This is a genomic window from Pseudanabaena sp. Chao 1811 (assembly GCF_027942295.1).
Lineage (GTDB): Bacteria > Cyanobacteriota > Cyanobacteriia > Pseudanabaenales > Pseudanabaenaceae > Pseudanabaena.
Genome location: NZ_CP101416.1, coordinates 519,056 through 534,977, shown reverse-complemented (window position 1 = coordinate 534,977; position 15,922 = coordinate 519,056). Strand labels below are relative to the sequence as shown.

At 44.4% G+C, this 15,922-nt stretch carries 11 protein-coding genes; 4 read left to right on the top strand and 7 right to left on the bottom strand.

All coding sequences use genetic code 11. The features are described from left to right. Window positions 1-21: 21 nt before the first annotated feature. Window positions 22-1,677, bottom strand: coding sequence for an NB-ARC domain-containing protein (locus NMG48_RS02475; RefSeq protein WP_271253849.1), 1,656 nt, complete (start codon window positions 1,675-1,677; stop codon window positions 22-24). A gap of 165 nt (window positions 1,678-1,842) precedes the next feature. Here NMG48_RS02475 and NMG48_RS02470 point away from each other — a divergent pair, with 165 nt between their 5' ends. Both NMG48_RS02470 and NMG48_RS02465 read left to right on the top strand, forming a co-directional pair. After that, complete coding sequence (locus tag NMG48_RS02470) at window positions 1,843-2,328, top strand: phycobilisome protein (RefSeq protein ID WP_271253848.1); 486 nt, start codon at window positions 1,843-1,845, stop codon at window positions 2,326-2,328. A gap of 236 nt (window positions 2,329-2,564) precedes the next feature. Then, on the top strand, window positions 2,565-3,851 hold the full coding sequence (locus tag NMG48_RS02465) for a glycoside hydrolase family 10 protein (RefSeq protein ID WP_271253847.1): 1,287 nt from the start codon (window positions 2,565-2,567) through the stop codon (window positions 3,849-3,851). Window positions 3,852-4,182: 331 nt separating this feature from the next. Here NMG48_RS02465 and menH read toward each other — a convergent pair whose 3' ends face one another. After that, on the bottom strand, window positions 4,183-5,028 hold the full coding sequence (menH, locus tag NMG48_RS02460) for a 2-succinyl-6-hydroxy-2,4-cyclohexadiene-1-carboxylate synthase (RefSeq protein ID WP_271253846.1): 846 nt from the start codon (window positions 5,026-5,028) through the stop codon (window positions 4,183-4,185). An 11-nt stretch (window positions 5,029-5,039) separates the two neighbouring features. Here menH and NMG48_RS02455 point away from each other — a divergent pair, with 11 nt between their 5' ends. Then, complete coding sequence (locus NMG48_RS02455; protein ID WP_271253845.1) at window positions 5,040-5,792, top strand: leucine-rich repeat domain-containing protein; 753 nt, start codon at window positions 5,040-5,042, stop codon at window positions 5,790-5,792. On the opposite strand, the gene rppB is transcribed toward NMG48_RS02455, so the two are convergent. From rppB to NMG48_RS02430, 5 genes are all read right to left on the bottom strand, one after another. Then, a complete protein-coding gene (gene rppB, locus NMG48_RS02450; RefSeq protein WP_271253844.1) occupies window positions 5,793-7,133 on the bottom strand; it encodes a two-component system sensor histidine kinase RppB in 1,341 nt (446 codons plus the stop codon). Window positions 7,134-7,151: 18 nt separating this feature from the next. After that, entirely contained in the window at window positions 7,152-7,847 is a 696-nt protein-coding gene (gene rppA / locus NMG48_RS02445) for a two-component system response regulator RppA (protein ID WP_271253843.1), read from the bottom strand. A gap of 63 nt (window positions 7,848-7,910) precedes the next feature. Beyond that, window positions 7,911-8,423, bottom strand: a complete 513-nt coding sequence (locus NMG48_RS02440) for a hypothetical protein (protein ID WP_271253842.1) — start codon at window positions 8,421-8,423, stop codon at window positions 7,911-7,913. A gap of 150 nt (window positions 8,424-8,573) precedes the next feature. Further along, on the bottom strand, window positions 8,574-11,675 hold the full coding sequence (locus NMG48_RS02435) for an efflux RND transporter permease subunit (protein ID WP_271253841.1): 3,102 nt from the start codon (window positions 11,673-11,675) through the stop codon (window positions 8,574-8,576). Window positions 11,676-11,753: 78 nt separating this feature from the next. After that, window positions 11,754-13,328 (bottom strand): efflux RND transporter periplasmic adaptor subunit, encoded by a 1,575-nt coding sequence (locus NMG48_RS02430; RefSeq protein ID WP_271253840.1) that lies wholly within the window; start codon window positions 13,326-13,328, stop codon window positions 11,754-11,756. A gap of 670 nt (window positions 13,329-13,998) precedes the next feature. Here NMG48_RS02430 and thrS point away from each other — a divergent pair. After that, complete coding sequence (thrS, locus tag NMG48_RS02425; RefSeq protein ID WP_271253839.1) at window positions 13,999-15,834, top strand: threonine--tRNA ligase; 1,836 nt, start codon at window positions 13,999-14,001, stop codon at window positions 15,832-15,834. Window positions 15,835-15,922 lie beyond the last annotated feature (88 nt).

Below are 15,922 nucleotides of genomic sequence, written 5' to 3'. Positions count from 1 at the left end.
ATTCAGCGAGATTGCCTATAACTACCACCATAAGCCGATTAGAGCGAGATTAACTTCGGTGTAACTTGTGCCTTCTGTTGGTTTTGTCTGTTGATGACTAGCAAGTAACTCTCTTAGGGAATCTAGCTCAATATTGTTTTTGGCGATCGCTTTATTGAGTTTGTCTTTAATTGGTTTCAGCACTAGCCGAATCTGCATCGCCCGAATCGAGTCGGGGGCGCGATCTTCGACTAAAACATGACTTTGCAATAAATTAATGGATTTAAGATTTTGCTGCATGGCGATCGCCGTAATCTCTTTGTTGACCTCTTCCACAAATTGGCGACTGACGTACTTTAAGACCACAGGCTCTAGCAAAAACATTACTTCTCCCTGCTCGCTGATTTTCTCAATTAGCGATCGCCATCGTAATGACTCAAGGGCATCAATTAGTTCTGAACCAGAGGCTTGTAAATTCATCTCCGAGCGCAAGGTGGAGAGAGAGACTGGACGATGCTTGATGGCGAGCCAATACAACACATCTTTTTCTAATTTTGAGAGCCGTTCAAACTGTTGATAGAGCAAGGTGCGTAACACATCACCGAGCGCCAGAGCGGTCTGTTTGAGAAATTCTGAAACATTTCCATTAAAGAGTTCCTGAATTGTCCCTGCCACAATTCGCAGTGCCGAAGGATTGCCGCGATATTGTTGAATCAGCGCATCTAGTCCATTCTCAGAACCTTTAAAGCCTCTGGCTCTTAGCAACTCAAAGGCTCCTTGGCGTTGTAATCCATTCACTTTGTAATAGCGAATTGGTTGATCTTCCCCTTGGTGCATTGAGATTTCTTTGGGTTGTTCGCGCCCAATCAGGATTAAAGAACTTTGATGGCGCTCTGCCCCCACACGCTGCAACAATTCAGCATATAATTCGCAACCTTGACGATAGGCTCCCACTAGTTCCCCATCTTGGAGGGTTGCCTCAAAGTCATCCAGCACGATTAAACAACGCTTCTGACGTAAAACCTCTAATAGATCAGAAATACTAAAACCTGTTTGCTGAGAATGGTTGAGAAATTGCAGCAGATCGGCGATTAATTGAGCAGTGGGCTGTGCGCCTCGTAGCGATCGCCAAATTAGGCAATCAAACTGCGATTGAATATTTTCGACTAACTTCACTGCTAGTGCCGTTTTGCCAATGCCACCCATGCCACAAATTGCCAAGAGATGACAGCGATCGCCTACAATCCACTGCTCTAATTTGGCAATTTCTTCAATCCGCCCATAAAAGGTTTGAATATTCGGAGCTTCACCCCAATCAGCCAAATTCGTCTGCGAACTAGTTGACGAATTGACCGCAGGATCATGCAAACTTTGACGCTGAGCCTTATAGCCTTTTGCCTCTAGCCATTCAGGGACTTTTTCCCAACGTAAAGTATTAATGGGCTGATCGGCGATCGCTTCTAGTGATCTATATAACCCCTTATTTAACTCCACCCGCAAAGCTCCCGAAGTCCATGCCAATTTAAAGGCAAGCTGCCCCGGCCGATAGCGACAGAGTAACCCCCGTAAACAAGCTTTTTCAAATGGTTTAATTTCCTTACCACTAGCAGCTTGTAAATCGGCGTAGAGTCGATTTAAGTCCCAGTTTTGTGCCGCTTCTGGGAATAGCCCTTCAATGTGTTCGTTGTCAGATAACATGACAGGATATTGCGGCGAACGATCGCATAGATGTTTATCAATTTATCTGGATCGTAACAAAAAATCTGCGATCACTAGACATAATGCTTAAAGTGGCGGATGGTTTCAAGCTGTTAGCCATATAAACTATAGATAGCACTTTTATCGGACAAAGTATCGTCAACTATGTTAAGTAAACTGCAACAACTAGGAATAAACTCAGATGGTCGCTACGCGAGCGATGATGAATTGCAGTTTATGGATAACTATATCAACTCCTTTGATGCAAGGGTAGAAGCCTATCGTCGGATCAAAGCCGTAGAGACAGAAATTGTTGAAGCGGTTTTTGCCAAAATTCAAGCATCGCAGCCCAAAGCCTTGTTAATCAAAGGTGAAGATACGCGAATTAAATGGAAACAAGATACTTTGCGGGTATTGCGTCATTCAGCAATGACAGTTTTGTTGGATGACCCCGAACTTTTGCGACAGCAGTTTTTATATTGGTTTCAGACAATCATGCAGGCTTTTGGCGCACAGGAAGCTTGTAATGTGACTTATTTAGTGATGCAGGATGTGGTTAAACAGATCTTGCCTAAGGATATTGCTGATTTGTTATGCCCGATTTTAGAAATGAACCGCAATCTTTTGGGAGCACAGCTACGAGACTTGTAAAGTATAGCTGCCGTCGCTTATGTTAGGACAAACTCAAAACCCAAGAAGAGAAAGGCGGCGCTTAGCACCGCCTTTCTCTTCTTGGGCTTTATGTCTTATACACTTGGCGACAGCTATAAAAGAATTGCACAGTTCGCTTTTATGTGTTTTTCTGGTGCTAAAAATAGCTATACAATAATGGTTGAAAAAGTTGAAGCCTAAATTTGAGGAGTTAGAGCTTACCTAGCTCATTTGTTATGGGGAAAATTAATTTTGCGTCTTGGCGATCACGATTACGCTTTCTACTTTTAACATTCTTAGGATTAGTGATCGCGTTAATGCTCAATTTTCCTTTTTGGGCGATCGCGCAAACTACTGCTAGTAATGCAACAGCTAGTGATGCGGCTATTAACACAGTTGATCAACCTACAATTAGCCCAATTCCAATTAGACCTACCAATAACAACGAACTCCGTGGCATCTGGCTCACTAATGTCGATAGTGATGTTTTATTTTCCACCCAGAAGCTTCAGCAAGCCATTAACAGATTAAAACGCCTAAAGTTTAATACCCTGTATCCTACGGTTTGGAATGGGGGGCATACCCTGTATCGCAGTAAAGTTGCCCAAAAGTCCTTTGGTGTAGAAATCGATCCTAACCCTGACCTGCAAAACCGCGATATGCTCGCCGAGGTGATCGAGTTGGGGCATGAGCAAAATTTTGCAGTCATTCCTTGGTTTGAATATGGATTAATGACTGAGGAAGGTTCGGAGTTGATGCGTCAACATCCTGACTGGGTTAGTAACCGCAAAGATGGCTCTCAAGTTTTCGTTCATGGCGAAAATAATGAGCATCGACTGGTTTGGTTAACTCCTGCCCATCCTGAAGTTCAAAAATTTTTGACAGATCTAATTGTGGAAGTCGTCAAAAAATATGATGTAGATGGCATTCAGCTAGATGATCATTTTGGTATGCCAGCGGAGCTTGGCTACGATGATTACACAATTGCTTTGTACAAAAAAGAGCATTTCGGCAGGTTGCCATCTGACAACTTTCAAGATCCTGAATGGATGCGATGGCGTGCTAGCAAGCTTAGCAATTTGATGCAGAAGATCGCTAAAGCTGTCAGAGCAGTTAAACCTAACTGTCTAATTTCTTTATCTCCTAACCCTAAGGATTTTTCCTATAGAAAGTATCTCCAAGATTGGTATAGCTGGGTTTATTTAGGATTAGTCGATGAGTTAGTCGTGCAACTCTACCGAGATAATATCGAAAACTTTACCAAAGAGCTAGAACGTCCTGAATGGCAAGAAATTCGCCAAAAAGTTCCTGTCGCTGTTGGGATTTTGACAGGTTTAAGAATTCAAAATGTCGATATGCGTCAAATTAAGGGACAGGTAAAAGTTGCGCGTGAGATGTCCTTTGATGGGTTTTCTTTTTTCTTCTATGAAACTCTAGGCAATCGTGATGCTTCCTTTGAGTCTCTCTTTTTTGCCCCTGCCACTCGTCCTGATTTAAAAAATATTGCTTCGGCAAGAAGCTAGCTAGAAAGAAATGCATTCATATACTTGATGCACAAAATCTTTAAAACCCCCTCTAACTCCCCCTTGAAAGGGGGAGGATTTAACTTTCCCCACCTTTCAAGGGGGGACTAAGGGGGGTAAAATTTGCACAGGGTGTCAAGCTTTATTTCTGAAAAAAGCTTGAATCTTTTCGACAAACAATTTTGGATTCTCAAAATGGATATTGTGTCCGCAACTAGGCACAAAATCTTTAAAACCCCCTCTAACTCCCCCTTGAAAGGGGGAGGATTTAACTTTCCCCACCTTTCAAGGGGGGACTAAGGGGGGTAAAATTTGCACAGGGTGTCAAGCTTTATTTCTGAAAAAAAGCTTGAATCTTTTCGACAAACAATTTTGGATTTTCAAAATGGATATTGTGTCCGCAACTAGGCACAATTTCTAACTGGGAATATTCAGTTAGTTGTTCCATTTGTTGATTGATTTTTACAAACTTAGGATCTAACTCTCCTGCTAATAAAAGTAAGGGGATTTTAATTTTAGGGAGATCTTCCCATAATGATGGCTGCATCCCTGTACTGAGATCGCGCAATGATCTAGCGAGCTGCGATGGAGAATTTTTCAGTCTTTGTTCTAGTAACTGCTGGAAATCTGGATGCGATCGCAGCGAATTAAAAATAGGCTGTTGATACCAGTTTTCTAGAAATTGCCTAAAATCACCACTTTCTAATTTAGTGGCAAGTTGGTAATCTTTGGCTAAGCGATCGCTCCTTTCGGCATCTGTGCGTAAACCTGCGGAGGCTGATTCTAAGACTACTTTGTAAAAATATTGTGGGAAATGGATGGTTAGATATAAAGCCAACCTGCCGCCCATAGAGTAACCTATTAAGAAACAGTAATCCAAACGAAGAAAATCCAAAAAATTAATGACAAGATCGGCGCTGGAATGTATTGTGTAGTAATGCTCTGGTTGGGGAATGTCATCTAGATCTTGATAGTTGTGATCGATTAAACAGGTCTGTCCATGCCCAAATAAATCGATTGCCACACAATAAAACTGTTTCGACAAAAACGCGATCGCTTGTTTAAACTCATCGCGATCGCCCATAAATCCATGTAAAAACAAAATTGCAGGATTGCTGGCATCTCCCTCTGAGTAGTATGTGACCCCATAGTTACCGATTTGTACTTTGCGTACCATAAAACCCCACAATGAACGAACAGGCAATATTTGAAGCAATTGAGACCGCTAGAGTTTCTGAGGCAACTTCTCTGTATCTTAGTGAACTGCAAATGACCGCAGTTCCTGAAGCAATTGGGAAATTAACAAATTTAGTTTGGCTATATCTGAGTGAAAATCAGTTGACCACCCTGCCAGATGCGATCGCCAATTTACAACAACTAACTTGGCTACATTTAGAATGCAATCAAATTGCGAAAATTCCCAATGCTGTCATGTATCTCCAAAATTTGACAGTGCTAAATTTAGCAGAAAATAAAATCTCCCAATTGCCTCCAGACATTAAATCCCTATCCAATCTTGCCAGAATTGATCTTAGTAATAATGCTCTGAAGGAATTGCCATCCGAGATCGGAGTCCTAAAATTTTTAACATGGTTTGATCTATGCGAAAACTATTTAGAAAGCTTGCCCATAGAAATTGGTAATCTCAAAAGTTTAACGGAACTCGATTTACGAAAAAACCAACTCACCAGCTTGCCCCAAGAAATTGGTAACCTCACAAATCTGACAGATCTCTATCTTGGTAATAATCAATTAACTTCTCTCCCTGCGGAAATTGGCAATCTCATCAATATTACCGAACTAGATTTATCTTATAACGAACTCACTAAGTTGCCTCCAGAAATTGCTAAGCTCAACAAGCTATTGCGCCTCGATTTAAGAGGCAATTCCATTGATGCAGCCTCCTTGAGTAATTTGCAACATGGCATGATTTTGATTTAGCTAAGTTAATAACCTTGGTAAAGACACTATAAATTCACTGCCCTTGCCAAACTCACTGATGGCTTGGACGTTGCCACGATGTTTATGGACGATCGCCTTAGCAATGGCTAGCCCCAAACCAGAGCCGCCTGTAGTCCGTGAGCGATCTCTATTAGCGCGATAGAAGCGATCGAAAATGTATGGTAAATCCTGTGGGGCAATGCCAATACCTGTATCACGAATATAGGCGATCGCTTCACGATCCTGCATGGTCAAGCAAACAGTAATCTTTCCATTTACGTTGGAATATTGAATAGCATTGGCGATGAGGTTGGAGAATAGCCGATATAGCTGGGACTCATTGCCCATCACAAAGATGCGTGTTTCAGTTTTGAGATTTAGCTTTAGGTTAAGGTTTGAAGTTAAAGCGAGGGGTGCTAGCTCTTCGATCAGATCGCTGAGAATATCATTGAGACAACAGGGTGAGAAATGGGATGAACTTGTCTCGATATCTAATCGTGATAATAATAATAAATCTCCAACCAGTTGAGACAGACGACTATTTTGGCGTTCAATTACGCTTAAGATATTGCGTGAATCATTTTCGAGAAGTACATCCATTGCTAAGGATGATTCAACGGTTGCCCTGATTGCGGCGAGGGGTGTGCGTAGCTCATGGGCAACATCGGCGGTGAATTGTTGAATCTGTTGATAGGAAGTATAAACAGGCTGCATGGCGATTTTGGTTAAGTACCAACTGGCGATCGCGATCGCTACCAAGCCAATGGGTAGCCCCAATAATAGAGCTAGTCTCGACTCGCTTAAATGCTGCTCGTACTCTGCCATCGATCTCCCAATCTGCATATAGCCCCAAGGTAAACCTGCGGAATTTTTGAGTAATAATGAGAACTGATAGTAGCGATGACCTTGATTGTCCTGAATCATCTGCCAAACAGAATTTTGGTTGAATTCTGCTTCTGGTAGGTTGCCAACTGTGGCGATTGTTTGATGATTGCGATCGCGAAAATGGATGTAGTACGCATTGGTTTGGGTAACACCGAGAATATGGCGATTGCTCAGATTTTGTTGATTTTTCGCGCATGGTTCAGTTACGACACAGAGATTAGGTAGTACATTTTGGACATAGGGACTCATGCGATCGGGCTGCTGTAGCATTGGCTCCAGTGTGTCGTGCAGAGTTCCCGCTACTGACTCGATCTCATCCTGTAATCCTTGCCAATGGGCATGAACCATCATCTGATAGGCTCCTACTCCTGCTATACAAAGAATGATACCCATCACTCCTGAATACCAAATTGCAAGCCGCCAACGGGCGCGAAAAAATAGACTATTCTGGTTCATCTGTCTCCCTTTTTAAATTCAGGTTTTCTGATTCAGGCGATACCCTAATCCATAGATAGTTTCAATGGAAATGAGGCAATTACTATCCGCTAGTTTGCGTCTTAGCAAGCGCATTTGGGCGGCAACCACATTGCTTTCTGGTTCGGATTGGACTTCCCATAGCTGATAGAGGATTTGATCGCGAGAAATAACCTGATTGGGACGCTGCATGAAGTACTCTAAAAGCTGAAACTCTTTTGCCGTCAGCGCAACTTGTGTGGATTTGCCATTAGTATCTTCAGAGGAAACTGTTGCTGTATTGTAATCAAGCGTAAGATTGCCTACTTTTAGTTGAATTGCTTGCAATTGGGGCGATCGCCTTTGTAAGGCTCGCAATCGAGCCAATAACTCAACCATGCCGAAGGGTTTCACCAAGTAGTCATCGGCTCCTGCATCTAAGCCAATCACGCGATCTTCGAGGCTATCTTTGGCTGTGAGCATCAAAATTGGCAAAGTACTTTTTTGCGATCGCAATTTCTTACATAATTCCAATCCTGACAACTTAGGCAACATCCAATCAAAAATGCCGACAGTATATTGAGTCCATTGACTTTCTAAATAATTCCAAGCCTCAGCGCCATCCTTCGCCCAATCCACGACATATTTTTCTTGACGCAATCGATGGGCGATCGCTGCGCCGAGATCTGGTTCATCTTCTACTAAGAGAATTCGCATAGGTTTTTCTCGTATTTGCAATCATGTCAAGTGCGGCATTTTGCAACGCACTTGACAAAACCCTTATCGCTTAAAGCTAAATCTACCATTGATTTTTTCGCCTTTAATCTCGCTGAGAATGACCACTTTATATTCCCCAGCAATTGTTTCCGATAGCAATGCCCCATAATGTTTGCCGTCCTCTTTATAGGGCATTTCCAAAGCTTTTTTCGTGCCATTGGGAAGTTGAACCTGTGCGCTTACCTTCGCGTCAGGGATTGGCGAATGATCGCTGCCATTTTGTAAGAATAGATCGATATGCACACCCCCTTCTTCATTGATCGTGACCAATTCCAAATGGTATGCTCCAGATTCAACAACTTGCCCACCTTGATTGGGTTTACCTGCTTTCTCATTTACTTTCTCACTGGCTTTAGGACTAGCTGTTGCAGATGCATTAGCTTTGGGTTCACTGGAGCTAGGGGAATTTGGGAAAGGATTTGCTGGTTTGGACTCTGGAGCAGGACTCGCACAGGCAGCGATCGCGATGATGCCTATTAGTCCTGATGAGATGGCGAGAGATTTTAAAGATTGCATAGTGGAAGTCTCCTGATATAAGTTTTATCCCAAAACTAAAAATGGCTACAATTTTTAGTTTTTAAAATCATTACTGGGGTTGCTTTTCAATTCACGAAAGTGTGACAACACTTTTGTGAGTTGGCGAACAAAGGTTTGCGAACAAGGGGCTTAAGCCCCTTGTTCGTGGGTCTTCTCTTTCTGTTTGGGAATGAGATATTTCCAGAAGCGAGCATAGATGGCGGGAAGTACTAACAGCGTGAGCGCAGTGGAGGTAAATAAACCACCCAAAACCACAATCGATAGAGGTTGCAGTAACTCCTTACCCGCACCACCCGCCACAACTAGGGGCGCTAATCCTAGCGCTGATGTAAAAGCGGTCATCAGAATTGCATTGAGTCGTTCCATTGAGCCTTGGACTAATAGATCTCTCAAGGGCATTCCTGATGCAAATTTGGTGTTGTAGTTGTCAACTAGTAGTAAGCCATTGCGAGTGGCAACGCCAAAAAGCGTCACAAACCCCACCAAGGAAGCGATTGACAAAATTCCACCCGTTAGCATCACCGCAATCACGCCGCCCACCATCGCCAGTGGCAGGTTAATCATAATCATTAAAGTGGAAGCGATCGATTTGACCGAGAGATACATGATCACCGTGATCACCACAAAGGCGATCGCACTGAAGAGAACAATATTTTGAGAAGCTCTTTCCTCAGCCTCAAACTGTCCTGCATATTGGATGTAGTAACCCGTAGGTATCTGCACCTGTTGTTTCACCTTCGCCTGAATTTCATTCACCACTGAGCGTAAATCCCGTCCCTGTGCATTTGCCGCCACGACAATCAAGCGCGACACATTTTCCCGATTAATCGTATTTGCGCCCTTGCCATCGATCACCTTCGCCACCTGTGCCAAGGGAATTTTATTACCGCTAGGAGTATCCACGACCAGATTCCCAATCATCTCGAGACTCTGACGCGCTTCAGGCTTCAGCCATACCACCAGATTAAAGGTTTGTTGCTGTTCTAAAACTTGGGAAACTACTCTGCCATTTAGGGCAGTCTCAATCGTTTCCGATAATTTGCCAATGGTTAGCCCATATCTCGCCGCCGCCACGCGATCGAACTTAATTTGAATTTGATCTACAGGAATCTGCGGTTCTAGTTGTAAATCGACAATACCTTCAACCGATCGCATCACATCATTTACCTGTTGCCCCAAACTGCGAAGTTGCTCTAGCTCTGCGCCAAAGATTTTGACAGCGATCGCACTTCGCACCCCCGATAAAACCTCATCCATCCGATGGGAAATAAATCCGCCCACATTCGGAGCCGCACCGATCACCTTCCCAAACTCTTGGCGCAATAAATCAACACTAGCTTTACGATCCTTCATTCCTGCCTCGCTCAACTCCACATCCACATGTGCCAAGTTCACTCCTGCGGCATCAGCATCCCCTTCTGCCCTACCAGAGCGCACCTGAATATTTTGGAATCTCGGATTGTCCTTGAGTTTATGCTCTAGCACTGAGGCGGCGCTATTGGTTGCCTCTAGGGATGAACTGGGATAAAGCAGCAAGGTATTAACTAGTGATTGCTCCTGAAATTCAGGCAGAAAGATGCGCCCAAAGGAAGGAACAGCGATCACGGATAGGACTAAGCTAGCTGCGGCAATCCCAATAATAATTGGCGATCTCTGCATTGCAAATTTGATTAAGGGCAAATACAGTTTCTTAAAAAATCTTGCAACCCAAGGCTCTCGCTCAGGTAGATGTCCATAGGGTAGCAAAATTGCACAAAGCGCAGGTGTAACCGTGAGCGCCACAAAACTAGAGGCTAATACTGCGGCTAAGTAGCCCAATCCCATCGGAATAAAAATGCTTCCTTCTACTCCCGTAAGTGCAAAGACGGGAGAGAAAACCACAATGGTGATGATCGTCGCGCCAAATACAGAATCCCGCACTTCTTGACAGCCTGCAAATACGACCTCTAAAACGGGTTGAGGCTTGTCAGAATGTTTATTTTCGCGCAGACATCGGTACACATTTTCCGCATCCACGATCGCATCATCAACCGCCGAACCGATTGCGACGGCTAAACCTCCCAAGGTCATAGTGTTTAAGCCCTGTCCCAACCAATTGAGAGTTAATAATCCAATCAATAAAGACAAAGGCAAAGCCACCAAACAGACCGCTAAGTTCCGCCAATTCATCAAAAAGGGAATCAGAATCAGGGCAACGATAACACTTCCTTCGATTAATGCTTCCTGAACATTTTCAATGGAAGCATCAATATACGTTTCTTGACTGAATGTGGTGTTAATTTCAATGCCCTCAGGCAAGCCAGCTTTCACCTCATTCATGGCGGCTTCCACCGCACGGGTGACGGTCGGCGTATCAGCTTGCGGTTGTTTATTGATAATTGCCACAACTGCTTTTTGAGTATTCACACTGGCATCACCACGCTTCACGGCTGCACCAATTTTTACGTCAGCGACATCACTAATTCTTATAGGCACACCATTACGCGCCGTAATCACTGACTGCTTGAGAGCCTCAATATCCTCAATCCGCCCAATACCTCGAATCAATTTTTCGCGATCGGGTGTAATCAAATAGCCCCCCGCCGCATTCACATTTGCTGCCGCCACTGAATCCGATACCTCTTGCAGCGATACATTAAAAGCTTGGAGTTTTTCAGGGGCAACGAGAACTTGATATTGTCGCACATCGCCACCAAAGACAATCACTTGGGCAACTCCTGACACGGCAAGCAAGCGGTTCGTAACTTGCCAATCAACAAGTCGCCGTACTTCCATCAAGTCATTATTTTTAGAAGTAAAGGCATAGGTCACAATCGTGCCAATGGGTGAACTAATCGGTGCAATTTTTGGGGTTTCCACGGATGTGGGAAGCTTGCTCCGAGCCGCCTGTAAGCGTTCCGTTACCAATTGCCGCGCCTGATAAATATCAGTTCCCCATTTAAAAATGACCCGCACCACCGAAATACTGGCGGCACTCGAAGACCTAACAGCACTTACTCCCGCAGTGCCATTAATAGCGCTCTCAATGGGCAAAGTTACCAAGGATTCCACTTCTTCGGGGGCTAATCCTGCGGCTTCGGTTTGAATTTCAACTTGCGGTGGCGCAAAGGGAGGGAATACGTCCAAGGGCATTTTGGCGATCGTATAGATTCCGTAAAAGGTGATGATTACTGCGCCGATAATGACTAACCAGCGCTGTGCGATCGACCATTTGAGAATCCCATTGAGCATGAATTGATGTTTTGAGAGTAAGTGTTTGTAGCGTCTCACTCTCGCATACAACTATGAAATCACGATGAAATAAAGAGGCTATTGTTCAATTCGATCGCTTACCTTAGATCGCTCATCCGATGGCTCGCGTAGAATTACCATTTTTGTACCCGATCGCCTGCCTAACCAAAAAGCTGCCGCAACGACTGCACCACCACCGATCGCCCCCAAAGCGATCACCATGACTAGCCAACCTTGGCTAATTGTCGAGACGCTTTGCTCAGAGTCGTGATGGTCATCATTGGCATTACCTTTCTTGTCTTGAGTATCGCCACGCAAAGATTGAGCAAAGATCTGATTTGCCCTTTGGGTAACGACAAGATCCCCCTCAAACAAACCGTCTTGAATTTCTACCAAATCGCCAGAAGTTCGCCCCAACTTCACTTCCACTGGTTGATACTTAGTTCCATTCTGTACAAATACTAATTGCTTATTGTTGCTTTCTACTACCGAGGCAATGGGAACAGCAATTACAGGTTCCGAAGTGCGATTGCTAATAATCTCTAAATCGGCAAACATCCCCACCTTTAATTTGCCCTGAGCATTATTGATTGTGGCTTTTACAGGTACAACGCGAGTGGCACTATCCACAGTTGAGCCAATCGCAATAATCTTACCCGCAAAGCTGGTATTTTCTCCCACTACTTTTACCTGTATGGCTTGACCAATCCGCACTTGGCTTAAATCTTTTTCATAGATATTTGCCGAAGCCATGACTTGCTGATCATTTACAATGGTCATAATCGGTTTGCCTGACTCCTCCACCGATTCGCCCAAAGTTGCCTCGCGATCGCTAACCACGCCAGCGATCGGGCTAACCACCGTCACCGTACCATCAGGATTAGCGATCGCCCCTAACTGATTGCGCCTTGCTTCATAGGCAGCACCACTCAGGGAAATACGCGATCGCGCTACTTGGACATCCGCCGCCGCCCGACTCATTTGGGCTTCCGCTTCAAGCAAAGGTAAACGACTGGAGGCTTTGGCTAAAGACGCTTTGGCGGCAACATATTTAGATTCCGATTCCTGCATTTGCCGCTTGGTGATTGCGCCTTGCGTAAATAATTCGCGATCGCGATCGAAACGTTCTTTATCGAGATTTAGTTCCGTTTGAGCCTGCTGAATATCAGCTTCGACTAGAGATTTTTGCCGTGCAAGATTTTGTTCAGCCAGTTGCAAATTAGCGATCGCCGACATCGCATTGCCATCCGCCTCAGATTGTTTGGCGATCGCCTCGACTTTTAAGGTTGCTAACTCAGGGCTAGAAAGCACTGCCACAGGCTGACCAGCCTCTACTTTTTGATTAGGTTCCACCAATAAAGCTAAAATCGTTCCCTTAATCGGAGTTGTCACCTTCGCTTTTTGGCTTGGCAAAGTCTCAATTTGTCCCGTCGTCTTAAGTGCTAGTTTGAGAGCTTGGCGTTTAACTGGTTCTACCTTAATACCCAAACGCTTAGCCACTTCCTGATCCACGGAAATTCCTGTGGTTTGAGTCGTACTGCTTCCTTTAAATTCATTGCCATGTCCTGCATGGGCAAGAACTAATGCAGGATTAGCAATTAAATAGGTACATAGCGATAAACTCATCAAGCCTGAAGTAGGAAATCTCAACATGGGGAATGAGAGTAATAATTTTTTTTATTCAGTCGATTATTTCATGGGAATATGAAATGGAAATGAAATAGCGTCTAAGTATCTGGATATATATAGCCATAGCCAGTTATGTTATGACAAAAACAAAACCCAAAAGAGAGTTGCGGCGCGAAGCGCCGCAACTCTCTTTTGGGTTTAATGTCTTAACTTACTTGGCTATGGCTATAGATTTGACAAAATTTGTGCTTGGAGACTTGTAGTAAAACAAAGAACCCGATGTTTGATGCCATAGTACGCCACAACAATCCAAGTCTTGTTTGAGGACGTACGCAATAGCCATGTAATATAGCTGAGCTGTCGCAAAACCCAAGAAGAGAAAGGCGGCGCGAAGCGCCGCCTTTCTCTTCTTGGGTTTTGATTAGTAAGTGACTGCAGCTATAAGTTACGGGCTGAAAGATTAAATCCGTTGAAATGGGTTGATCTAGAGAGGTTCCTGAGCCGACTTTAGCTTTGAGTCAAGAACTTGAGGTTTTGGTTCTTTTGCGTGAGTCCTATATTTTAAAGGCTAGCCAATAGCGAGAGGCTGGACACAATAAACTCAGCAAATAAAAAACTCAGCAAATAAAGTTAAGATAGTAGCCTGAAGTAAATTTTGTAAATTTGTAATCAATAAAGGTCACGACATCAAGTTATGGATGCAGTTGCAGTAAAGCCCAGCGAAAGCAAACCTAGTGATATTAAACCTAGTGATATCCTGCGGCAAGCCGATACCGAAAAACTAGCGCGGATTCGCCACACTTGCTCGCATGTGATGGCAATGGCAGTCCAAAAGTTATATCCCGATGCGAAAGTGACTATCGGCCCTGCAACTGAAAATGGCTTTTACTATGACTTCGATCGCAAAGAGCCTTTTGCTCCTAGTGACTTAAAAGCGATCGCTAAGGAAATGAAGCGGATCATCAAGTGGAATCAACCCCTTGTGCGTCAGGAATTGCCTCGTCATGAGATGCTAGCGGAAATCGAAAAACTCAATGAGCCTTACAAAATTGAGCTGCTAGCTGCAATTCCTGAAGGGCAAAATATTAGCCGCTATTTCATCGGTGATCCAGAAAAATTTGAAAAGCAACCTTGGTGGGACTTGTGCGCGGGTCCTCACCTCGAAAGTACTGGTGAAATTCATCCCGATGCCTTTGCCCTCGAAAGCATTGCAGGTGCATATTGGCGTGGAGATGAAAAGAATCCGATGCTGCAACGGATCTACGGCACGGCATGGGAAACCCCTGAGCAACTTCAGGCGTACCATGCCATGCTCGAAGAAGCAAAACGTCGCGATCACCGCACCATCGGTAAAGATTTGCAACTATTCAGCATTCAAGAAGATGCTGGTGGTGGTTTGGTGTTCTGGCATCCTAAAGGCGCAATTATCCGCAACACCATCGAAACCTTCTGGAAAGAGACCCATGCTCAGAATGGCTATGAGGCAGTAACTACGCCCCATATGGCAAACTTAGATTTGTGGAAAATCTCTGGACATAACGACTTCTATCGCGAAAGTATGTTTCAGCCGATGGAAGTGGAACATCAAGTTTATCAGCTAAAGCCGATGAACTGTCCTTTCCATGTGCTGATCTACAAAGATACGCTCCATTCCTATAAGGAATTCCCTATTCGCTATGCCGAGCTGGGAACGGTCTATCGTTACGAGCGCTCTGGAACCATGCATGGTTTGATGCGGGTGCGCGGCTTTACCCAAGATGATGCTCACATTTTCTGTACCGAAGAACAAATCGAATCGGAAATTCTCGGCGTTCTCAATCTTGCGGAATTGATTCTCTCCACCTTTGGCTTCGAGAATTATGAGATCAATCTTTCCACCCGCCCCGAAAAATACGTCGGTTCCGATGCGATCTGGGAAAAATCTACGGAAGCTCTCAAACAAGCCCTCAATCATAAGGGCTGGAACTATGTTGTCGATGAAGGTGGCGGCGCATTTTATGGACCAAAGATTGATATCAAGATCGAAGATGCGATCGGTCGGCGTTGGCAATGTTCAACGATTCAACTAGATTTCAATTTGCCCGATCGCTTCAAGATGGAGTACGTCGGTGAAGATGGTGTGCGCCATCAACCAATCATGATTCACCGTGCTTTGTTTGGTTCCGTTGAGCGTTTCATCGGTGTCTTGATTGAGAACTATGCAGGGGATTTCCCTCTTTGGTTAGCGCCTGTCCAAGCTAAGCTCATTGCCGTCTCTGATAGTCAAATGGCATATGCTGAGGAAGTTGCAACCAAGATGAAAGCAGCAGGTTTGCGTGTCCAACTAGACTATAGTGGCGATCGGATGGCGAAACAAATCCGTAAAGCCGAGCTTGAGAAAGTACCTGTGATGGCAGTGATCGGTGCAAAGGAAGTCGAAGCAGGAACCTTGAGTATCCGCAGTCGTAAGAATGGCGAGATTGGTGCAATCTCTGTCGATGAAGCGATTAGCAAGATGAAATCTGCCATTAGCGATCGTACTTGGTTCTAGGTTTTACCCCTCCCTAGCCCTCCCCTTGAAAGGGGAGGGAACAAGAAAAGAATCTTTACTTCCCCCCTTTCAAGGGGGGACTGAGGGG

Excerpts from the sequence above, each read along its gene's own strand:
- NMG48_RS02475 (WP_271253849.1), bottom strand. The coding sequence starts at position 1,677 with ATGTTATCTGACAACGAACACATTGAAGGGCTATTCCCAGAAGCGGCA.
- NMG48_RS02470 (WP_271253848.1), top strand. The coding sequence starts at position 1,843 with ATGTTAAGTAAACTGCAACAACTAGGAATAAACTCAGATGGTCGCTAC.
- NMG48_RS02465 (WP_271253847.1), top strand. The coding sequence starts at position 2,565 with ATGGGGAAAATTAATTTTGCGTCTTGGCGATCACGATTACGCTTTCTA.
- menH (WP_271253846.1), bottom strand. The coding sequence starts at position 5,028 with ATGGTACGCAAAGTACAAATCGGTAACTATGGGGTCACATACTACTCA.
- NMG48_RS02455 (WP_271253845.1), top strand. The coding sequence starts at position 5,040 with ATGAACGAACAGGCAATATTTGAAGCAATTGAGACCGCTAGAGTTTCT.
- rppB (WP_271253844.1), bottom strand. The coding sequence starts at position 7,133 with ATGAACCAGAATAGTCTATTTTTTCGCGCCCGTTGGCGGCTTGCAATT.
- rppA (WP_271253843.1), bottom strand. The coding sequence starts at position 7,847 with ATGCGAATTCTCTTAGTAGAAGATGAACCAGATCTCGGCGCAGCGATC.
- NMG48_RS02440 (WP_271253842.1), bottom strand. The coding sequence starts at position 8,423 with ATGCAATCTTTAAAATCTCTCGCCATCTCATCAGGACTAATAGGCATC.
- NMG48_RS02435 (WP_271253841.1), bottom strand. The coding sequence starts at position 11,675 with ATGCTCAATGGGATTCTCAAATGGTCGATCGCACAGCGCTGGTTAGTC.
- NMG48_RS02430 (WP_271253840.1), bottom strand. The coding sequence starts at position 13,328 with ATGTTGAGATTTCCTACTTCAGGCTTGATGAGTTTATCGCTATGTACC.
- thrS (WP_271253839.1), top strand. The coding sequence starts at position 13,999 with ATGGATGCAGTTGCAGTAAAGCCCAGCGAAAGCAAACCTAGTGATATT.